The sequence below is a fragment of the Bradyrhizobium sp. SZCCHNRI1009 genome, from assembly GCF_032487575.1.
GTDB lineage: Bacteria > Pseudomonadota > Alphaproteobacteria > Rhizobiales > Xanthobacteraceae > Bradyrhizobium.
The window spans coordinates 1-21210 of the sequence record NZ_JAUEUL010000020.1 but is presented as its reverse complement, the minus strand read 5'-3'; the positions used below and the strand labels follow the sequence as shown (position 1 = coordinate 21210).

General features: G+C 66.8%; 16 protein-coding genes. 10 read left to right on the top strand and 6 right to left on the bottom strand.

Annotation, left to right across the window (positions count from 1 at the left end; all coding sequences use genetic code 11):
• Positions 1-40 precede the first annotated feature (40 nt).
• Positions 41-169, bottom strand: a complete 129-nt coding sequence (locus tag QX010_RS25945) for a hypothetical protein (RefSeq protein ID WP_315716165.1) — start codon at positions 167-169, stop codon at positions 41-43.
• On the opposite strand from QX010_RS25945, the gene QX010_RS25940 reads away from it, so the two are divergent.
• The 4 genes from QX010_RS25940 (at position 150) to QX010_RS25925 (ending at position 5224) form a co-directional block, all read left to right on the top strand.
• The gene (locus tag QX010_RS25940; RefSeq protein WP_315805086.1) at positions 150-1463 is read left to right on the top strand and encodes a cation diffusion facilitator family transporter; all 1314 of its coding nucleotides are present in this window, start codon (positions 150-152) and stop codon (positions 1461-1463) included. The two genes, QX010_RS25945 and QX010_RS25940, sit on opposite strands and share 20 nt — an antisense overlap.
• Positions 1464-1670: 207 nt before the next feature.
• Entirely contained in the window at positions 1671-3995 is a 2325-nt protein-coding gene (locus QX010_RS25935) for a PAS domain-containing sensor histidine kinase (protein WP_315805085.1), read from the top strand.
• Between the two features lie 260 nt (positions 3996-4255).
• Positions 4256-4768: an isoprenylcysteine carboxyl methyltransferase family protein gene (locus tag QX010_RS25930; RefSeq protein ID WP_316182740.1), complete on the top strand. Its 513-nt coding sequence runs from the start codon at positions 4256-4258 to the stop codon at positions 4766-4768.
• Positions 4769-4882: 114 nt separating this feature from the next.
• Positions 4883-5224: an antibiotic biosynthesis monooxygenase gene (locus QX010_RS25925; protein ID WP_316182739.1), complete on the top strand. Its 342-nt coding sequence runs from the start codon at positions 4883-4885 to the stop codon at positions 5222-5224.
• A 57-nt stretch (positions 5225-5281) separates the two neighbouring features.
• Here QX010_RS25925 and QX010_RS25920 read toward each other — a convergent pair whose 3' ends face one another.
• Positions 5282-6175: a LysR family transcriptional regulator gene (locus QX010_RS25920; protein ID WP_315805080.1), complete on the bottom strand. Its 894-nt coding sequence runs from the start codon at positions 6173-6175 to the stop codon at positions 5282-5284.
• A 262-nt stretch (positions 6176-6437) separates the two neighbouring features.
• On the opposite strand from QX010_RS25920, the gene QX010_RS25915 reads away from it, so the two are divergent.
• Genes QX010_RS25915 through QX010_RS25895 form a run of 5 tightly spaced genes read left to right on the top strand, consistent with a single transcriptional unit; the run spans position 6438 to position 12454 of the window.
• A complete protein-coding gene (locus tag QX010_RS25915) occupies positions 6438-6914 on the top strand; it encodes a formate dehydrogenase subunit gamma (protein ID WP_316182799.1) in 477 nt (158 codons plus the stop codon).
• On the top strand, positions 6911-8467 hold the full coding sequence (locus QX010_RS25910; RefSeq protein ID WP_316182738.1) for an NADH-quinone oxidoreductase subunit NuoF: 1557 nt from the start codon (positions 6911-6913) through the stop codon (positions 8465-8467). Before QX010_RS25915 ends, QX010_RS25910 begins: the two co-directional genes overlap by 4 nt.
• 25 nt (positions 8468-8492) lie before the next feature.
• Positions 8493-11372, top strand: a complete 2880-nt coding sequence (fdhF, locus tag QX010_RS25905) for a formate dehydrogenase subunit alpha (RefSeq protein ID WP_316182737.1) — start codon at positions 8493-8495, stop codon at positions 11370-11372.
• A gap of 1 nt (position 11373) precedes the next feature.
• Positions 11374-12222, top strand: a complete 849-nt coding sequence (gene fdhD, locus QX010_RS25900) for a formate dehydrogenase accessory sulfurtransferase FdhD (RefSeq protein WP_316182736.1) — start codon at positions 11374-11376, stop codon at positions 12220-12222.
• Positions 12212-12454, top strand: a complete 243-nt coding sequence (locus QX010_RS25895; RefSeq protein ID WP_315777578.1) for a formate dehydrogenase subunit delta — start codon at positions 12212-12214, stop codon at positions 12452-12454. Before fdhD ends, QX010_RS25895 begins: the two co-directional genes overlap by 11 nt.
• Positions 12455-12483: 29 nt before the next feature.
• On the opposite strand, the gene QX010_RS25890 is transcribed toward QX010_RS25895, so the two are convergent.
• The 4 genes from QX010_RS25890 to QX010_RS25875 all read right to left on the bottom strand — a co-directional run bounded on the left by QX010_RS25890 (position 12484) and on the right by QX010_RS25875 (position 19417).
• The gene (locus QX010_RS25890; protein WP_316182735.1) at positions 12484-15441 is read right to left on the bottom strand and encodes a bifunctional [glutamine synthetase] adenylyltransferase/[glutamine synthetase]-adenylyl-L-tyrosine phosphorylase; all 2958 of its coding nucleotides are present in this window, start codon (positions 15439-15441) and stop codon (positions 12484-12486) included.
• A complete protein-coding gene (locus QX010_RS25885; RefSeq protein ID WP_316182734.1) occupies positions 15438-16898 on the bottom strand; it encodes a sensor histidine kinase in 1461 nt (486 codons plus the stop codon). Before QX010_RS25885 ends, QX010_RS25890 begins: the two co-directional genes overlap by 4 nt.
• Complete coding sequence (locus QX010_RS25880; RefSeq protein WP_315726077.1) at positions 16882-17562, bottom strand: response regulator transcription factor; 681 nt, start codon at positions 17560-17562, stop codon at positions 16882-16884. The genes QX010_RS25885 and QX010_RS25880 overlap by 17 nt, the downstream gene beginning before the upstream one ends.
• A 271-nt stretch (positions 17563-17833) precedes the next feature.
• Positions 17834-19417 carry a Do family serine endopeptidase gene (locus tag QX010_RS25875; RefSeq protein ID WP_316182733.1) on the bottom strand — a complete coding sequence of 528 codons (1584 nt, stop codon included), beginning with the start codon at positions 19415-19417 and terminating at the stop codon, positions 17834-17836.
• Positions 19418-20588: 1171 nt separating this feature from the next.
• On the opposite strand from QX010_RS25875, the gene QX010_RS33110 reads away from it, so the two are divergent.
• Complete coding sequence (locus tag QX010_RS33110) at positions 20589-21158, top strand: hypothetical protein (protein ID WP_410051984.1); 570 nt, start codon at positions 20589-20591, stop codon at positions 21156-21158.
• Positions 21159-21210: the final 52 nt, after the last annotated feature.

Here is a 21210-nt window from a genome sequence, read left to right as displayed (position 1 = left end):
AGCGCGCGGTCCACGCACATGGACCGCGCGATCCCGGCTTTCATGGTGCGGCCTCGGCTGCTACATCCGCCGCCATGAGAGACGCCGCCTCCCATGTCGATTCCGGGAAAACCCGTGTCGCCGCGATCTCGATCGCGGCGAGCGCCAGCATGGCCGCGGCGAAGTTCATCGTCGGCATCCTGATCGGCAGCCTCGCGCTCGTCTCCGAGGCCCTGCACAGCGCCGTCGACGTCGTCGCCACCGTCATCACGTGGATGGTGGTTCGGGTATCGGACCGGCCGGCCGACGACGAGCATCATTACGGCCACGGCAAGCTGGAGAGCCTGTCGGCGCTTGGCGTCATCGCCCTGCTCTACGTGCTGGCCGGCGGCGTGCTGGTCGAGTCCGTCAGCCGGCTGCGCGAGGCGGCGGCACCGCCGTCGCTGTCGGCGATTCCGTTCGTGGTGCTGCTGATCGACATCGCCGTCAATTTCTGGCGCGCCCGCGCGCTGCACCGGGCCGCGCACGAGACCCACAGCCAGGCGCTCGCCGCCGACGCTCTGCATTTTGCCTCCGACGTGCTCGGCTCGATCGCCGTCATCGCCGGCCTGGTCCTCACCGCGTTCGGGTTCTGGTGGGGGGATTCCGCCGCCGCGGTCGCCGTCGCCCTGATGATCTCGATGCTCGGCCTGCGGCTGGCGCGCTCCACCGTAGAAACACTGCTCGACCGCGCGCCGGAGGGCGCGGCCGAAAAGGCGCGCGCCGCGATCCGTTCGATCAATGGCGTCGTCGATGTCGAGCGGCTGCGGGTGCGGCTCGTCGGCGCGACGCATTTCGTCGACGCCACGGTGCAGGTGCCGCGCACCTATCCGATCGACCGCGTGCACGAGATCAAGCGCGATGCGCAGGCCGCGGTCGATGCCAGCCTGTCCGGCGCCGACGTCACCTTCACGACGGTGCCGGTCGCGCTCAGCAATGAGAGCGTGCGCGAGCGCATCATGGTGATCGCGCGCAATTCCGGCCTCGCGATCCATCACGTCACCGTCCATGATGTCGGCGGGCGCCTGATCGTCGCGATCGACCTCGAGGTCGACGGCGACATGAGCCTGTTCGCGGCACATGCGATCGCGCACGAGCTGGAACGCTCGATCCGCGACGAATTCGGCGCCGATGTCGAGGTCGACACCCATATCGAGCCGCTCGAGCCCGAGCTGCCGTTCGGCGTCGACGCGCCGGCGCAGCGGATCGCCGAGATCGCCGCGGCCCTGCAGCGCCTCGCAGCCGAGACCGACATGTACGACGTGCACAATGTCCGCGTCCGCAACACCGAGGCCGGCGAGATCGTCAACTTCCACTGCCGCGCAGCGCCGTCGATGAGCGTGCTGAAGGTGCACGACAATGTCGACCACATCGAGCGCGGAGTGCGTCGCGCCTTCCCGAGCGTCAAGCGCGTCATCAGTCACGCCGAGCCGCCGCACGGTTGAGGCCTGAACGTCACGCTGCGTTCCCGCTTCGGACTCACTCTGCCGGCTTTTCGCCATGGCAAATCCGCATTGGATAAGATTTATTAGCTTTTGCCAAATCGTTGACTCTCGACAGCCCGAGAAATCTGGATTCAAATCAACTTGATTCGGAAGCGGCTGGGGCTCTTTCGAAATTCGGGTATCCAAGAAGTTTCGGGGGTCTACAGCATGACGCGTGCGCATGCCGCGAACGCGTGCGTCCAATCTTCTGATTCCATCAAGGGGTTGGCGCAATCGATCGCGAAACCGGCCTATCAAAGGCTGCTGACTGCTGAGCCGGTATTGCGTCGTGCTGTCCCTACTTTGATCATCGCCTTTCTCGTCACCATCTGCCTCGGCGCTTTCGTCCAGGTGCTCGACCAGAGCCGTCAGAAGCGCGGCGCGACCAAGCGCGACCTGGCCGCGATCTCCGACCTGCTCGCCGACCGCATCGGCAATCTGGCGATGCGCCCGGACCGCATCGCCCATATCGAGCACCTGCAGAGCCTGCTGCCCGACCTGATCCCCGCCTGGGGCGCAGCGCCCGGCCGCCACGTGATCGTGACCGGCGCCGACCACCGCATTCTCGCCCGGGTTCCGGTCGACACCGGACTCGGCGAGAACGACCGTATCCTCGATTTGATCTCCACCGCGCAGCTCCTGGCGACGCCGGGCCTGCAGGGCGCGGTCACCGAGATCACGCTACCGAACGGCCGTCCGGCCTTCGCGGTGTCGCAGTTGATCAAGGCGCTGCCTGGCCGCGTCGTGGTGATCCAGGAGAAGCTCGAGCCGATCTGGGGCTCGGACGCCGCACTCTCGGTCACGCTGTCGGCGACGACGGGCTTCGTCGTGCTGATCCTCGGCTTCGCCTTCCACTGGCAGTCGACCCGCGCCCGCGAGGGCGACCTGATCAACGACGCGGTGCGCGGGCGCATCGACACCGCGCTCAATCGCGGCCGCTGCGGGCTGTGGGACTGGGACCTGTCGCGCGGCCGCATCTTCTGGTCGAACTCGATGTTCGCGATGCTCGGCCTCGAGAACCGCACCGACCTCCTCACCTTCGGCGAGGTCAACGCGCTGGTGAACTCCGATGACATCGACCTGTTCGAGATCGCCGACCAGCTCGTCGCCGGCGACATCCACCAGATCGACCAGAGCTTCCGGATGCGCCACACCGAGGGCCACTGGATCTGGCTTCGCGTGCGCTGCGAGCTCAGCCAGGGCACCTCCGATTCCGGCCTGCACCTGATCGGCATCGCGGTCGACGTCACCGAGCAGAAGAGCCTGGTCGAGAAGACCGTCGAGGCCGACCTTCGCCTGCGCGACGCGATCGAGACGATCTCGGAAGCCTTCGTGCTGTGGGACGCCAACAACCGGCTGGTGCTGTGCAACTCGCATTTCCAGAAGCTGCACAAGCTGCCGGACTCTGCCGTGATCCCCGGCACCTCCTATGAGACCGTCATCGAGGTCGGCAAGATGCCGGAGATCCGCACCCGGCTGCACGACCACAGCCAGCAGGCGCCCGGCGGGCGCACCTTCGAGGCGCAGCTCGACGACGGCAGCTGGCTGCACATCAGCGAGCGCCGCACCAAGGACGGCGGCTACGTCTCGGTCGGCACCGACATCACCCGCATCAAGGAGCACGAGCAGAAGCTCGTCGACAACGACCTGCGCCTGCGCGCCACCGTGATCGACCTGCAGCGCTCGCAGAGCGCGCTGGAGCGCCAGGCGATCGAGCTCGCCGACCTCGCGGAGAAGTACTCGCAGGAAAAGACCCGCGCCGAGGAAGCCAACCAGACCAAGTCGAAATTCCTCGCCAATATGAGCCACGAGCTGCGCACGCCGCTCAACGCCATCATCGGCTTCTCCGAGATCATGGGCAGCGGCATGTTCGGCTCGCTCGGCTCCGAGAAGTACCAGGAATACTGCCACGACATCCTGACCTCCGGTCAGTATCTGCTCGAGGTGATCAACGACATCCTCGACATGTCGAAGATCGAGGCCGGCCGCATGAAGCTCGACATGGAGCCGCTCGACCTCGCCAAGACGCTGGCGGAATCGCTGCGCGTCGTCTCCGGTCGCGCCCTGGACAAGAGCCTCGTCCTCGACGCCGACATCGGAGGCAGCATCCCCGTCGTCGCCGACCGTCGCGCCACCAAGCAGATCATGGTCAACCTGCTGTCGAACGCGGTGAAGTTCACCCCCGAAGGCGGCCGTGTCACGATGCGGAGCCGCGTGTTCGAGGACAAGGTCGTGCTCATCATCGCCGACACCGGCATCGGCATCCCCGCGCAGTCGCTGGCGCGGCTCGGCCGCCCGTTCGAGCAGGTCGAGAGCCAGATGACCAAGACCTATCACGGCTCCGGCCTCGGCCTCGCCATCGCCCGCTCGCTGGCCCAGTTGCACGGCGGCTCGATGCGGCTGCGCTCGCGGCTGGAGTGCGGCACCGTCGTCCGCGTCACCCTGCCCCGCGACGCGTACAAGGCGACGGCGAGCATCTCGGTCGCGGCCTGAGCGCGGCGGCCCCGGACTGCCGTAGCGTGGGCAAGGTGCACCCAGCTCGTTGTAGTGAACACGGCCTCCGCGCGGCGGATGATGCCCAGGGGATGCGATCGGCTTGCCCTTCAGAAGGGCAGCGCGGGCTCCATGACGCAGGGGGATGACGGCATCACGACATCGCTTCGTACTTGGTAAGCAACATTGGCGGAACATGGTATTGACGCACCTACGCATGGGCAACTAAGGCAATCGCTCCGAAAACTGGAGTACCGCGTGTGATCATCGCCTTTATCGTTGCCGCCTTCGCCTATCGCTTTGCCATGCTCGGCATCTCGATCCGCAACGAAAAACGGCTGCGCACCGACGGCGCCGTCGAATACGGCGCATCCGTGTCGCGCTGGCTGGCCATCGCGCATGTCGCTTTCTATCTCGCCGCGACGGCCGAGGGCCTCGTCCGGGATGCACCGCTCGACGCCGTCAGCATCATCGGTTTCGTGATCTATCTGTTCGGCGCGGTGATGCTGCTCGTGGTGTCGCAGTTGCTCGGTCGCCTCTGGACCGTCAAGCTGATGCTCGCGCGCGACCACGCGCTGGTGACCCATCCGCTGTTCCGGATCGTGCGCCACCCGAACTACTTCCTCAACATCCTGCCTGAGCTGATCGGCTACGCGCTGACGCTGCACGCCTATGTCACGCTCGTGGCCGGCCTGATCATCTATGCCGTGCCGCTGACCTTGCGGATCCGGCAGGAGGAGAAGATCATGCGGGAGCAATTTGCGGCCTACTGAGCGGAGGCAGCCGCTCCGCGAGTTCGCAGCGCGGACCGCAACTTTCACCAAGTCCGGCGCCCGACGCCCGTGCAAGGGTTCGGTGACCATCATCGGACCCAAGGGAGCATCGCGATGCTGAAGCGGATTTGGCACGGCTGGACCAGGGCGGTGGATGCCGATGCCTATGAGGAGCTGCTGCGGTTGACGATCTTTCCAGCCATCGTCGATCGGGCAATCGAAGGATTTCTAGGCATCGAGCTGCTGCGCAGACCGCTGGAGGCCGAGGTCGAATTCGTGACGATCATGACCTTCGCCGATCAGGCGGCGGTGGTTCGCTTTGCGGGTCCAGCCCATGACGCGGCGGTGGTTCCGCCCGCGGCGCGGAAGCTGCTCAGCCGCTACGACGGCCATGCTGCGCATTACGAGCTCCGGGCCACGCGCCACGCGCAAGGCCGGAGCTCCGCGACCGCATGAGAGCCCGAAGTCCGCCGATGACGCCGGCGAGGTCGGGTGACGGTGCCGACATGCGCCTCACGCCTGCAGGCTGGGCGCGACCTCGCGCGCCACCTGCACCAGGGCCGCGATCAGCGGCGTCATCGGGTCGCGCTGCGGGATGACGAGGCCGATCTGGTAGTTGATCACGGGATCGACGATCGGGATCGAGCGCACCTTGTCGGCGAGGCCGAGCGTCTCGGCAAGCTTGGCCGGCATCACGCTGGCCCAGCGGCCGGTCTTTACATGGGTGTAGAGCACGAGCAGCGAGTTCGAGGTGAGCGTCGGCGTGACGTCGTTGCCGGCGGCGCGCAGCGCGCGGTCGATGATGCGGCGGTTCTGCATATCGGGCGTCAAGAGGCACAGCGGCACCTGCCCGACATCCTTCCAGGTCACCTGCTCGCGATCGCCGAACATGGCGTCGGGCGCCGTCAGCAGGCGGTAGCTCTCGTTGTAGAGCGGGATGGTTCTGACACGGCCGATCGGCTCGTTCTCGATGTAGGTCAGTCCGGCGTCGACCTCGAGGTTCTCCAGCAGTCCCAGCACGTCGGCAGAGGTGCACGACATGATGCGGAACCGGACCTCCGGATGCTTGGCGCGGAACGGCGTCGTCAGCGACGCAACCATGCCGAGCACGGTCGGCACCGCCGCGATGCGGATCTCGCCGGACAGCTTGTCCCTGAGGCCATTGATCTCCTGGCGCATCGCCCGGAAGTCGCCGACGATCCGGCGCGCCCAATCCAGTGTTCGCTCGCCTTCGGGCGTGAACCCCTGGAACCGCGAGCCCCGCTGCACCAGCATCACCCCGAGGATCTCCTCGAGCTGCTTGATGCTGGTCGACATGGTCGGCTGGGTAACGCCGCACGCCTCCGCCGCCCGGCCGAAATGACGCTCCTTGGCCAGCGCCAGCAGCAGTTCGAGCTTGTCGATCAAGAGGTCGGCCTTCCAGCGGTTGAACGGCCCGGTTCCACGCGTTTTCGGCGGCTGCCGGCCAGGGTGAAACCTATCACGACGAGGGTGTCGCCGACACGGTAAAACGCGGCCGCAAGCCGGTCGCGCGAAGGCCCGTTTTTCGTCAACTTCTAGCTATCTCTCGATTGCGTTTCGCTATCGCAGCACGGGACTGCTTTATTGATATCTTGAGCAATTCCAATTTGGATGTGCGAAACGCTTGCAACGCAGAATCGGGATCAGGATGACGCCGGTGTACGAAAGTTGGGACGCGGCGCGCGGCGCCGAGATCATCGCCGAACATAGCAAGATGGAGGGAGCAACCTTGCCCATCCTCCATGCGTTGCAGGAGACGTTCGGCCACGTGCCGGAGGATGCCATTCCGATGATCGCATCCGCTTTGAACCTCTCGCGCGCCGAGGTTTACGGCGTGTTCACGTTCTACCATGATTTCCGGGCCAAGAAGGCCGGTCGTCACGTGCTCAAGCTGTGCCGCGCCGAGGCCTGCCAGGCCGCTGGCGGCGACGCCCTCGCGGCCCGCGCCGAAGCCAAGCTCGGCATTGCCATGGGCAACACGACGGCCGATGAGCGCGTCACGCTCGAGCCGATCTACTGCCTCGGCCTGTGCGCCACCGCGCCATCGGCGATGCTCGACGGCCGGCTGGTCGGCCGGCTCGACGAAGCCCGGATCGATGCCCTCGTCTCGGAGGCCCAGCGATGAGCGTGCGTCTTTTTGTCCCGTGTGATGCCGGCGCACTCGCCGTCGGCGCCGATGAGGTCGCCCACGCGCTGCACAAGGCGGCGCTGGAGCGGAAGGTCGATATCGAGATCGTGCGCAACGGCTCGCGTGGGTTGTACTGGCTGGAGCCGCTGGTCGAATTGGAGACGGCGCAGGGCCGGTTCGGCTTCGGACCGGTGACAGCAGACGACGTTCCGTCCCTGCTCGACGCTGTTATCGCCGACAAGTCGCACAAGCTCTCGCTCGGCCTGACCGAGGAGATCCCGTGGCTGAAGCGGCAGACCCGCCTCACCTTCGCCCGCTGCGGCATCATCGATCCGCTGTCGCTCGACGACTACCGCGCCCATGGCGGCTACAAGGGCCTGACGCGCGCCCTGTCGCTGACGCCTGACGCCGTGATTGCCGAGGTCACCACCTCCGGCCTGCGCGGCCGCGGCGGCGCCGGCTTTCCGACCGGCATCAAGTGGAAGACGGTGGCGCAGACCGCAGCCGACCGCAAATACGTCATCTGCAACGCCGACGAGGGCGACAGCGGCACCTTCGCCGACCGCATGCTGATGGAAGGCGATCCCTTCGTGCTGATCGAAGGCATGACCATCTGCGGCATCGCGGTGGGCGCCACCAAGGGCTACATCTACACGCGTTCGGAATATCCGCACGCGATCGCGACCATGACCAAGGCGATCGACATCGCCAGGAAGGCCGGTCTGCTCGGCGACAAGATCGCCGGCTCGAACTATACGTTCGAGCTCGAGGTCCGCACCGGCGCCGGGGCCTATGTCTGCGGCGAAGAGACCGCGCTGATGGAGAGCCTCGAGGGCAAGCGCGGCATCGTGCGCGCCAAGCCGCCGCTGCCCGCCCATCATGGTTTGTTCGGCAAGCCGACCGTGGTCAACAACCTGCTGTCGTTCGCCGCGATCCCGTTCATCCTCGACGAGGGCGCCAAGGCCTATGCCGATTTCGGCATGGGACGCTCGCGCGGCACGATGCCGATCCAGATCGCCGGCAACGTCAAGTTCGGCGGCCTGTTCGAGGCCGCGTTCGGCATCACGCTGGGCGAACTGGTCGACGACATCGGCGGCGGCACCTTCACCGGCCGTCCCGTTCGTGCGGTGCAGGTCGGCGGTCCGCTCGGCGCCTACTTCCCACGCGCCCTGTTCGACACGCCGTTCGACTACGAGGCGTTCACCGCCAAGGACGGCCTGATCGGCCATGGCGGCATCGTCGTGTTCGACGACACCGTCGACATGTCGAAGCAGGCGCGCTTCGCGATGGAGTTCTGCGCCATCGAATCCTGCGGCAAGTGCACGCCCTGCCGCATCGGCTCGACGCGCGGCGCCGAGACCATCGACAAGATCCGCCGCGGCGAGCGCGTCGCCGAGAACATCGCCCTGGTCGAGGACCTCTGCGGCACTATGAAGCTCGGATCGCTCTGTGCACTCGGCGGCTTCACGCCCTACCCTGTGCTCTCGGCGCTGAAGCACTTCCGCGAAGATTTCGGCCCCCAGCAGCCGCGCCTGCAGGCTGCGGAATAAGATATCGGGAACAAGGACACCGACCATGTCGCTCATCCACGAAACCGATTACGGCACGCCGCTCTCCAAGTCCGAAAAGATGGTCACGCTCACCATCGACGGCCAGAGCATCACCGTTCCCGAGGGCACCTCGATCATGCGCGCGGCCATGGAGGCCGGCACGCAGATCCCGAAGCTGTGCGCGACCGACATGGTCGACGCGTTCGGCTCGTGCCGCCTCTGCCTCGTCGAGGTCGAGGGCCGCGCCGGCACGCCGGCCTCGTGCACCACGCCGGTGGCCGCGGGCCTCGTCGTGCACACCCAGACCGAGCGGCTGAAGAAGCTGCGCAAGGGCGTGATGGAGCTTTACATCTCCGACCATCCGCTCGACTGTCTGACCTGCGCCGCCAATGGCGATTGTGAGCTGCAGGACATGGCCGGCGCGGTCGGCCTGCGTGACGTGCGCTACGGCAACCAGGGTGAGAACCACGTGTTCGCCGACGCCTGCGGCGAGGCCAATCCGGCCTGGCTGCCGAAGGACGAGTCCAACCCCTATTTCACCTACGATCCCTCCAAGTGCATCGTCTGCTCGCGCTGCGTCCGCGCCTGCGAGGAGGTCCAGGGCACGTTCGCGCTGACCATCTCCGGCCGCGGCTTCGACAGCCGGGTCTCGCCGGGCATGAGCGAGAGCTTCCTCGGCTCGGAATGCGTCTCCTGCGGCGCCTGCGTGCAGGCCTGCCCGACCGCGACCCTGACCGAGAAGAGCGTGATCGAGATCGGCCAGCCCGAGCACTCGGCCGTCACCACCTGCGCCTATTGCGGCGTCGGCTGCACCTTCAAGGCCGAGATGCGCGGGGAGGAAGTGGTGCGCATGATGCCGTACAAGGACGGCAAGGCCAATCGCGGCCATTCCTGCGTCAAGGGCCGCTTCGCCTGGGGCTATGCGACCCACAAGGAGCGCATCCTCAAGCCGATGATCCGCGAGAGCATCGACCAGCCCTGGCGCGAGGTCTCCTATGACGAGGCGTTCAAATTCGCCGCCGACAAGATGCGTGGCATCCAGGCGAAGTATGGCCGCGACTCGATCGGCGGCATCACCTCGTCACGCTGCACCAACGAAGAGACCTATCTGGTGCAGAAGCTGATCCGCGCCGGCTTCGGCAACAACAACGTCGACACCTGCGCCCGCGTCTGCCATTCGCCGACCGGCTACGGCCTTGCCACCACCTTCGGCACCTCAGCCGGCACGCAGGACTTCGACTCGGTCGAGGACAGCGACGTCATCATGGTGATCGGCGCCAACCCGACCGACGCGCATCCGGTATTCGGCTCGCGCATGAAGAAGCGGCTGCGCCAGGGCGCCAAGCTGATCGTTGTCGATCCGCGCAAGATCGATCTCGTGAAGTCGGCGCATGTCGCGGCGGACTACCATCTGCCGCTGCTGCCCGGCACCAACGTCGCGATCCTGACCGCGATGGCGCATGTCATCGTCACCGAGGGCCTCGTCAACGAGACCTTCGTGCGCGAGCGCTGCGATTGGAGCGAATTCCAGGATTGGGCCGAGTTCGTCGCGCTGGAGAAGAACAGCCCCGAAGCGGTCGCAAAGATCTCCGGTGTCGATGCGGAAGCGATCCGCGGCGCCGCCCGGCTCTACGCCACCGGCGGCAACGGCGCGATCTACTACGGCCTGGGCGTCACCGAGCACAGCCAGGGCTCGACCACGGTGATCGCGATCGCCAACCTCGCAATGGCGACCGGCAATATCGGCCGCCGCGGCGTCGGCGTGAACCCGCTGCGCGGCCAGAACAACGTGCAGGGCTCCTGCGACATGGGCTCGTTCCCGCACGAGCTGCCGGGCTACCGGCATATTGCGGGCGACGCGGTGCGCGAGCAGTTCGAGGCGATGTGGAACGTCAAGCTCAACCCCGAGCCGGGCCTGCGCATCCCCAACATGTTCGACTCGGCGATCGAAGGCACCTTCATGGGCCTCTACGTGCAGGGCGAGGACATCCTGCAGTCCGATCCGAACACCACGCATGTGGTGCAGGCGCTGTCGTCGATGGAATGCGTCATCGTGCAGGACCTGTTCCTGAACGAGACCGCCAACTACGCCCACGTGTTCCTGCCCGGCTCGACCTTCCTGGAGAAGGACGGCACCTTCACCAATGCCGAGCGCCGCATCCAGCGCGTGCGCAAGGTGATGACGCCGCGCAATGGCATGGCCGACTGGGAGGTCACGATCGGTCTGGCCAAGGCGATGGGCTTCGAGATGACGTACAACCACCCATCCGAGATCATGGACGAGATCGCGGCGCTGACGCCGACCTTCACCGGCGTCTCCTACCAGAAGCTCGAGGAGATGGGCTCGGTGCAGTGGCCCTGCAACGAGAAGTATCCCGAGGGCTCGCCGATCATGCATGTCGACGGCTTCGTCCGCGGCAAGGGCAAGTTCGTGGTCACCGAATATGTCGCGACCGACGAGCGCACCGGCCCGCGCTTCCCGCTGCTACTCACCACGGGGCGCATCCTGTCGCAGTACAATGTCGGCGCCCAGACGCGGCGCACCGACAACGTGGTGTGGCATGGCGAGGACGTGCTGGAGATCCATCCGCATGACGCCGAGCAGCGCGGCATCCGCGACGGCGACTGGGTGCGGCTGACGAGCCGCGCCGGCGAGACCACCTTGCATGCGCTGATCTCGGAGCGCGTGGCGCCGGGCGTGGTCTACACCACGTTCCACCATCCGCTGACCCAGGCCAACGTCATCACCACCGATTACTCCGACTGGGCGACCAATTGTCCGGAGTACAAGGTCACGGCGGTGCAGGTGTCGCAGTCCAACGGTCCATCGGACTGGCAAAAGGCTTATGACGAGCAGGCCCGCAACTCGCGCCGCATCGCCCCGGTCGTGGAGGCGGCGGAGTAGCATGACCGATGCAGTGCGCATCGCGGATCGTCTGGTCTGGCGCGACGGAGCCCTCACCGAGGGCCACCGCCGCGTGCCGGAGGAGACCGCGGTCGCGCTGACCTACAATGGCGGCACCCAGGCCGTCATGATGGCGACGCCGCAGGACCTCCGCGACTTCGCCATCGGCTTCAGCCTGAACGAAGGTCTTGTCACGAGCCGCGACGACATCATCTCGCTGGACGTCGTCGAGCTGGATGACGGCATCGAACTCAGGATGTGGCTGCCCGACGCTCTCGCCGAACGCCTGGCCGAGCGCCGCCGCAACATCGCCGGCCCCACCGGCTGCGGCCTGTGCGGCATCGATTCCATCAGCGAAGCGGTCCGGCCGGCAGCGCATGTCCCCGACGGCCGGCGTTTCACGCCGCGCGACGTCATGGCGGCCCTGGCGGCGATCGAGCCGCTGCAGAAGCTCAACCACGAGACCCGCGCGGTGCACGCCGCCGCCTTCTGGACGCCAGCGCGCGGCATCGTCGCGCTCCGCGAGGATGTCGGCCGCCACAACGCCCTCGACAAGCTCGCCGGCCACCTCGCGCAAGCGCGCTGTGCGGCGAGCGAGGGCCTCGTGATCCTGACGAGCCGCGTCTCGGTCGAGCTGGTGCAGAAGGCGGCTGCCATGGGCGCACCCATCATGATCGCGGTGTCAGCGCCGACCGCGCTCGCCATTCGCATGGCGGACGCCGCGGGCATCACGCTCATTGCCGTGGCCCGCAACGACGGCTTCGAAATCTTCACCCATCCCGACCGGATCGTCGCGGGCGCCGAGACCGGCGCGCGACCAACACAGACGGACAACACCCATGTCGCATAACCCCTCCGAGCGCCTCGTCTACATGGCCAACCAGATCGGCAAGTTCTTCCAGAGCCAGGGGCAGGAGAAAGAGGTCGCCGGCGTCGCCGAGCACATCAAGAAGTTCTGGGACCCGCGCATGCTCAAGACGATCTATGCGCACCACGATGCCGGCGGCGCCGGCCTCGACCCGGCGGTGAAGGAAGCGATCGGCCGGCTGAAGCAGGCGGCGGTCGCCAAGGAAAAGGCATAGGCGGCCGTCCGACCGCGCTCCCGGTCAGGTCATCCCTCCACGAGGGCGGTGAACACGCGCCGCACCTCGGTCTGCGTCTCGCGCAGCCGCGCCTCGAGCGCCGAGAAATCCGGCGCGTCGCCTGCGCGAGCCATCACCCGCAGCAGGTCCTCGCCGGCCTGATCCGGCTTGAACTTGTCGCTGACGCACAGCCGCACGATCTGCGTCAGATCGTGATACAGCCGCGCGGCCTGGCGCAGGATCACGGCTTCGGCCCGCGGCAGAACGCCGAGCCGCTCGGCATTGTCGAGCACCGCAAGCGTGCTGACGTCGAGGATCTCCGGCGTCGTCGCCGCATGCACGAGCTGCAGATATTGCGCGACGAAGTCGATGTCGACCATGCCGCCGGCGGCGTGCTTGAGATCCCACAGATCCGCCTCGCCCTTCTCGGCCGCGATCGCGCGGCGCATGTCGGCGACATCGCGCGCGATCGCACTCCTGTCGCGCACCCGCCGCAGCGCAGCCTGGATGATTTCCTCGATCCGAACCCGAAACGCCGGCGAAGCCGAGATCACCCGCGCCCGCGTCAGCGCCATGTGCTCCCAGGTCCACGCCTCCTGCTCCTGGTAGTGCGCAAAGGAATCGATGTGCGAGGCGAGCGGGCCGGCGCGGCCCGAAGGCCGCAGCCGCATGTCGATGTCGTACAGCACGCCGTAATTGGTGCGCGACGTGAACGCCGAGATCAGCCGCTGCGTGAAGCGCGCGAAGTAATGCGCGCCCTGCAGCGAGCGCTCGCCGTCGGAATCCGGGGCATCGCCGTCGAAGTCATACAGCAGGATCAGGTCGAGATCGGACGAGGCCGTCATCTCGCGCGCGCCGAGCCGTCCCATCGCGACGATCGCGGTCTCCTGGCCCTTGATGCGGCCGTGCTGGGCGGCGAAGCGCTCCGTCACGAGCCCATGCACGGTGTGCACGATGCCCTCGGCCACGTCGGCGAACGCGGTGCCGGCCTGCTGCGCCGACACCGTGCCGGAGAGGATGCGCGTGCCGATCAGGAACAGGCTCTCCTGGCCGAACAGCCGGAGGCGATCGAGAAACTCCTCGTAGGTCCCGGCATCCTGTAGCGTCGATGCCAGCCGCTCCGACAATTCGCGCCGGTCCGGGATGGCGCCGAAGAAGCGCGGATCGATCAGGCCGTCCATCAGCCGCGGCTGCCGCGCCAGCATGTCGCCGAGCCGCGGCGCAGCGCCTAGCACGAGCGCGACGAGCGCAACGAGATCACGGTTCTGCCCGAGCAGCGTGATCAGGCGGCCGCCGAGCTGCAGCGCCTGCAGGAAGCGGTCGAAGGCCACGACGGCGCGATCCGGCTCGTCGGCATGGGCGAGACCATCGATCAGCGCGGGCAGGAAATCGGTGAACGCGGTGCGCGTCGCATCAGCACGGAACACGCGGTACTCGCCCGCCAGCCATTGCTGCAGGGTCTTGGCGACCATCACCGGATCGCGGAAGCCCAATCCGGCAAGATGCTCCATCAGGCGCGGCTCGTCAGGCCCGGCGCCATAGTTCACCGCGGGCAGGCTGACGGTGCCGGTCGGATCGCCCTCGAACAGCCGCGCGTAATGTCCCTGCACGATGTCGAGATGGAACAGCAGATCAGCCGCGAACCGCTCGCGGCTCTCATAGCCGAAGAAGCATGCGAAGCGGCTCACGCCCTCGACATCGTCGGGCAGGCTGTGGATCTGCTCGTCCGCCATCATCTGCAGGCGGTGCTCGACCCGGCGCAGGAACTCATAGGCCGTGGTGAGCTCGTCGCGCGCCTGCTCCGTGATCCAGTTGCTGGCCGTGAGCACGTCGAGCGCCTGGAGCGTCGGGCGCACGCGCAGCTCGGGATGACGGCCGCCGGCGATCAGCTGCTGGGTCTGGGCGAAGAACTCGATCTCGCGGATGCCGCCGCGGCCGACCTTGACGTTGTGGCCTTCGACCGCGATCTCGCTGTGGCCGCGATAGACCTGCATCTGCCGCTTCATGTCGTGGACGTCGGTCAGCGCCTGGAAGTCGAGATGCTTGCGCCACACGAACGGCGACAGCTCGGCCAGCATCGCCTCGCCCGCGACGACGTCGCCGGCACAGACCCGCGCCTTGATCATCGCGGCGCGCTCCCAGGTGCGGCCCTCGCGCTCGTAGTAGTGCAGCGCCGCCTCGGTCGACATCGCCACCTGCGTCGAGGCCGGATCCGGCCGCAGCCGCAGATCGACGCGGAACACGTAGCCGTCGGCGGTGCGGCTCTGCAGCAGCCGCGCCATCGCCTGGGTCACGCGGACGAAGAAGGGCTGCGGCTCGATGTCGCGCGCCAGCGAATTGACCTCGGGATCGAAGAACACGATCAGGTCGATGTCGCTCGAATAGTTGAGCTCGCCCGCCCCCATCTTGCCCATCGCGAGCACGAACAGGCCGCTGCCCCGCTCCGGATCGTCGGCGTCGACGGGCGCGAGCCGGCCGCGCACCGTCTCCAGGCGCAACAGGTACCGCAGCGCCATCTGCACCGAGGACACCGCGACGTCGGTCAGCCCCGCCGTCACCTGCATCACCGGCCAGACGCCGCCGATGTCGCACAGCGCGATCAAGAGCGCCGCCTCGGATTTCAGCCGGCGCAAAAGGCTCATCACCTCGGCTTCATTGGAAGCGGCAAACACCTCGCGCCCGGTGCGGGCGATCAGCTCGGCGAGATGCGCCTGCGGCTCGCAGCGCAAGAGACGGTCGAGGCGATGGCCGTCGGCGCGGACGAGATCGAACAGATAGGGCGAGCTGTCGGCAATCCCGAGCAGGATGGTGCGGGCCCAGCCGCCAGCGAGCAGCGGGCGGAGCGAGGCGGCCAAGGACGGCTCGAGCTCGGCGAGCCACTCGTTGAGGCGGAGTTCGGCTTTGTCGGGCGCACGGACATGTGGGCCGGCAACGAAACGTTCGGCCAGCATCTGCCCGTCCGCGTTTCCCGGCGCGGATGAGGTCATGCGGCCTTCTGTGGCACATCCTGCGCCGGCGCCGCAAGCTTGGCGGGCTGGCCTGCGCCGGCCGGCAGCACCAGGGTCGCGACCAGGCCCGGCCTGGCATCGCCGAGCCGGAGCTCGCCGCCATGCAGGGTCGCCACCGCGGCGGCGAGGCTGAGGCCGAGGCCGGACCCCGGCAAGGTGCGGGACGCCTCCAGCCGCACGAAACGCTCGACGGCGTGCTTGCGCTCGGCCTCGGGAATGCCCTCGCCATGATCGGTGACGCTGAGCAGCACCTGCCCGCCCTCGCGCCGCGCCTCGATCAGGATCTCGCGGCTGTCAGCCGCGGCGGCGGCATCGAGCGGCAGCGCCGCCGGCTTGCCGTATTTGATCGCGTTCTCGACGAGATTGGCGAGCGCCTGGCTGATCAGCTCGCGATTGCCATGCACCGGCGCGGCCGCCGCCTTGACCCGCAAGGTCATCTCATTGTCCTCGGCCAGCGGCTCGTACAATTCGTGGATGCCGCCGGCGACCTCGGCCGCATCGAACTCGACCATGTCGCCGCGCGCCTGCCCGGACTCCGCCCGCGCGATCATCAGGAGCGCGTTGAAGGTGCGGATCAGGCCGTCGGATTCCTCGATCGTGCGCTCCAGCGCGGCGCGGTATTCGTCCTCGGAGCGCGACTTCGCCAGCGCCTCCTCGGCGCGGTTGCGCAACCGCGTCAGCGGCGTCTTGAGATCATGGGCGATGTTGTCGGAGACCTCCTTGAGGCCGGTCATCAGCGCCTCGATGCGCTCCAGCATCGCGTTGAGATTTTCCGCCAGGCGATCGAGCTCGTCGCCGCTGCGGCCGACCGGCAGCCGGCCGGAGAGATCGCCATCCATGATCCGCCGCGTCGTGCCGGTCATGGCGTCGATCCGGTACAGCACGCGCCGCGCGACGAAGATGCCGCCGCCGATGCCGAGCACCACCACGACCAGCACCGACCATTGCGCCGCCTTGGCGACGATGCCGAACAGGCGGCGGCGCTCCTCGAGATCGCGGCCGATCAAAAGCCGAAAACCGCTGGAGAGCTGGGTGACATAGACCAGCGCGCGGTGGCTGTGCTCGGTGCTGTCGTCGAGCCGCCGGTAGAACGTCTCCGACCAGCCGGACGAGCCCATCACGCCCGGCGCCAGCGAGCCGACATTGCCGGCGATCGCCTGCCCGCTCGGCGTGGTGATGAGATAGAGATTGGCGCCCGGCCGCAGCGCGCGGCTCTCGATCGCACCGACGATGCCGCGCAGGCCCCAGCGGGCGAAGATGTCGGTCATCTCGCTGATCTCGGAGGTGACCGTGGTCGAGATCTGCTCGGTGATGAGGCGGCGGGTGTTCCAGGCGAAATAGCCGAGCAGCGAGGCGGCGAACAGCGCAAACAACAGCAGATAGACCAGCGTCAGCCGGAATGCCGTGGTGCGGATCAGCTTACCGAAGGCCGTCACGGATCATGTACCCCGCGCCGCGGATGGTGTGGAGCAGCGGGCGATCGAACCCCTTGTCGATCTTGGAGCGCAGCCGCGAGATGTGGACGTCGATCACGTTGGTCTGCGGATCGAAGTGATAATCCCAGACGTTCTCCAGCAGCATCGTGCGCGTCACCACCTGGCCCGCATGCTTCATCAGATATTCGAGCAGGCGGAACTCGCGCGGCTGCAGGGTCAGCTCGTCCTTGCCGCGGGCGACGCGATGCGACAGCCGGTCGAGCTCGAGGTCGCCGACCTTATAGGTGGTCTCCTCGGCCGGGCCGCCATGGCGGCGCGACAGCACCTCGACGCGGGCCAGCAGCTCGGCAAAGGCGTAGGGTTTCGGCAGATAATCGTCGCCGCCGGCGCGCAGGCCCTTGATGCGGTCGTCGACCTGGCCGAGCGCCGACAGGATCAGCACCGGCGTCCGGTTGCCCTTGTCGCGCAGCGCGCCGATCAGCGACAGGCCATCGCGCTTGGGCAGCATGCGGTCGACCACCAGCACGTCGTAATCCCCGCTCTCGGCCATGGCGAGCCCCTCCTCGCCGTCGCTGGCGAGGTCTGCGACATGTCCGACCTCGCGGAACGCCTTGACCAGATAGTCGGCGGACTCGCGGTCGTCTTCGATGATCAGGAGGCGCATTGCGGAAACGGGGGCGGCGGTCACGGTTGGATGTCCATCTACATGGACCGGCCGCCGTTTCCGTGCAAGGCGGCATGGGCCCGGGGTTGATCGGCAGCAAAGTGGGCGGTGAGGCTGGGGGACCTCACCGCCCGAGTTCCTTCCGACGGAGGGGGGCATTATCCAACGGAAGGTTTGCGGGAGCGGAACTTGAAGCCCGCCCCCAGGAAGAGCCGCCGGTGCGGGGGCACATGCCGGCGGTCTCCCATCTCGTGAGGGCCTTAGCCCTCCCTTAGCCCTTGGCCAGCGGCACCGCGACGAAGCGCGACTGGCCGCCGCTCTTCACACGCATCAGCACGCTGTTCTTGTTGTCGGCCTTGGCGGCGTTGATGGCTTCGCGCACGTCACCGGCCGAGGTCACCGACTTGCCGGCCACCTCGAGGATGACGTCGCCTTCCTTGAAGCCGCGATCGGCGGCGGCGCTCTTCGGATCGACCTCGGTGACGACGACGCCTTCCTTGCCGGCGCCGGCGACGCTCGACGCGGGCGCGACGGTCATGCCAAGCTTCGGCACGTCGGCGCCGCGGGTCGGGCTCGCATTGTCGCCGCCGGTGTCGGCCTTGGCCTCGATGGTGTTCGGCAGCTTGCCGAGCGTCAGGTTGATGGTCTTGTCCTCGCCCTTGTGCAGGACGTTGAGCTTGACCGAGGCGCCCGGCGCGATGCCGCCGATGGTGCGGGCGAGCTCACGCGCGTCCTTCACCGGCTCGCCGTTGACAGCGGTGATGACGTCGCCGGACTGGATGCCCGCCTTCGCCGCCGGACCGTTGGCCTGGGGCTCGGCGACCAGCGCGCCCTCGGCCTTCTTCATGCCGAGGCTGTCGGCGATGTCCTGCGTCACCGGCTGGATCTGCACGCCGATCCAGCCGCGGCTGACCGAGCCGTTGTCCTTGAGCTGCGCCACCACGCTCTTCACCGTCGAGGCGGGGATCGAGAACGCGATGCCGACGCTGCCGCCGGACGGCGAGTAGATCGCGGTGTTGACGCCGACGACATTGCCGTCGACATCGAACGCCGGACCGCCGGAATTGCCCTTGTTCACGGGCGCGTCGATCTGGATGAAATCATCATAGGGGCCGTTGCCGATGTCGCGGCCGACCGCCGAGACGATGCCGGCCGTCACCGTGCCGCCGAGGCCGAACGGGTTGCCGACCGCCAGCACCCAGTCGCCGATGCGCGGCTTGCCGTCGGCGAGCTTGGCGAACGAGAAGTTCGAGCCGCCCTCGACCTTGATCAGCGCCAGATCCGTGCGCGGATCGGTCCCGATCACCTTGGCGCTGTAGGTCTTGCCGTCGTCGGTCGTCACCTCGACCTTGTTGGCGCTGTCGACCACGTGGTTGTTGGTCACGGCATAGCCGTCGGCGGAGATGAAGAAGCCGGAGCCCTGCCCGGTCACGGCGCGACCGCCACCACGGCCGCCGCGGCCCGGCATGCCGGGAATGCCGTTCTCACCGCCGAAGCGGCGGAAGAAGCGCTCCATCGGCGAGCCCGGCTGGAACGGCAGATCCTCGTCGCTGTCGTCCTTCGACACCTTCTCGGCGATATTGACCTTGACCGAAATCACCGACGGCTTCACCCGCTCCACGATGTCGGCAAAGCCGATCGGGCGCGCGACCTTGCTGACCTCGTTCGCCACCTGCGCATGCGCCGAGGTCGAGAACAGGTCGAGCGGCGCCCCCTGCGGCGACAGGCCGTAGGCGGCAACACCCAGGCCCGCGACCACGGAGGCCATCAGCGCGAACTTGCGCGCCGAGAACAGCCCGCGCCGGGACTGGCGATAGGATGGAAGCGAGGACAGGTCGGTCGGACGGTCGGTCATACGGTTTTCTCCGCAAGTGATTTTGGTCAAGGTCTAAACGTGTGTCCCGGGCTGTGCGCCCCGTTCGCAAGTGAAGATGGGACTTGCCGCCTTACGGCGTGCTGGCTGCGGCGTTAAACTTCTGTAATGGATGGACACGATCACTGCGGCGGAATGGCGCGGGTGGTGGAGCGAGGCGGAAAAGCCTTGCGAGACCAGGGGTTTGCCAGCGTCCCGGCCGCCCCGTAGCGGCCATCATTTTGGCCGGTCCGACCAAAGTCGTAACCCCCGTAGGGCGGGTTGGCCGCAGGCGTAACCCGCCACCTTCCAACAGCTCCCCCGATCCAGCCGCCGCACATCCGCCCGCACTGGAGCCAGCCCCCGGCGGATGACGCTTTCGCTCATCCGCCCTACCCGTCCGGTGCGCTCGCAATGACGCCCGGAGCAACTATCCTGATCCACACTATCAAACAGCATGTGGAGAAAACGAGCCGCGCGTCGTGCCTCCACATCCTCGCGACGCATCCCGCGCCCGAGCTATGCCCTTGAACTCGCACCCTCGCAGCGAGGGCACAGGGAAGGCCGGGCGCTGGCCGCGCCCGTGGCCCGCCTGCGTCAAAAAATGCAGGCGGCAGGTACCACAGGTCTGGCCGAACACGCCCGGCCCTCCCTGCGCGATGGTTTTAACATTTATACGTGATCTCCCCGGGGACCGGCTCATTGACCCCGTCGCCGGCGGATCATCACCACCGGCTTGGCCTCGGCACCGGGAGGCCAGGACGACACGATTTCCTGTCCGCAGTCCGCCGTTCGTCGGCGAGGCCAAAACCCCGCTGCGGCAGCCCGCGTCCATCGCATTCCATCCCGACGCCGTGACGATCGCGATACGCCCCCTCGGTGAAACGGAACGGGCGGAGGATACGGGTGATTTGGGGTGGGAGGCAAGAGGATTTTTGATTTTCGGAATAGATCGACTGGTTTTTAGAAGGTGAGGTGATTTGGGCGTCGACTGACCTTCGTCGCAGCCGGATGCTTTCTTTCCAATCGTATGCGACCATTCTGATTGTAGACAGCCGATGTTCGGGAATTCCTCCGATTCCGTTTTGCTCATCTCGGGACGAGCTTCGATTTTTCGCGAGATTCACTTATGGTTGTGTCTACGTGACGCGTCGGCGGCGGGACTGATTCGCGAATGGCAACAATTGTTGAGAAGCTCCAACAGGCAGCGCTAGACCCCAAAACTCCCGTCAGCGACCTGCTTCGGAGAGTAAAGTACGTCGCCGCAAAGCTCGGCTTGGGAAACATCGAGGACTGGGTAGATCACGAGCTAAACGGTTACCCGACACCACCCCCTGATTATCGGCGAGTGCACGGCAGACCCATGGGGCGCAGCCCTTACCGGGGCTGGATGCCCTTGGGCGGAACTACTGAGCCGCTTTCGACGATACCAGTGAGCCAGCCGGTTTCAGCCTTAGAGGCGCTATCCGCTTCAGCAGCAACTAGCGGCACTTTGCAGATCCCTTATCCCGATCAGATTTGCGCACTTCTCGACCAACAGAACCGCGTGCGCGGCTGGAACTACTGCCTTGAGGTTCCTCCAAGCGAACCTAAACGAATACTGGATCGCGTGCGGACGCTAGTGCTGGAATGGGCTTTGAACTTGGAGAGGACAGGAATCATGGGGTCCGAAGAAGGGTTCGACCAAACTGACAAGAAGAAGGCGCGGGCGGCTGCGACGATCGTGTCCCATAGAGTGGTGTAGCTGGCATGGTGGGTCACCGGGCGATTCCGGTGCGGGCCGAGCTGGTCAGCCC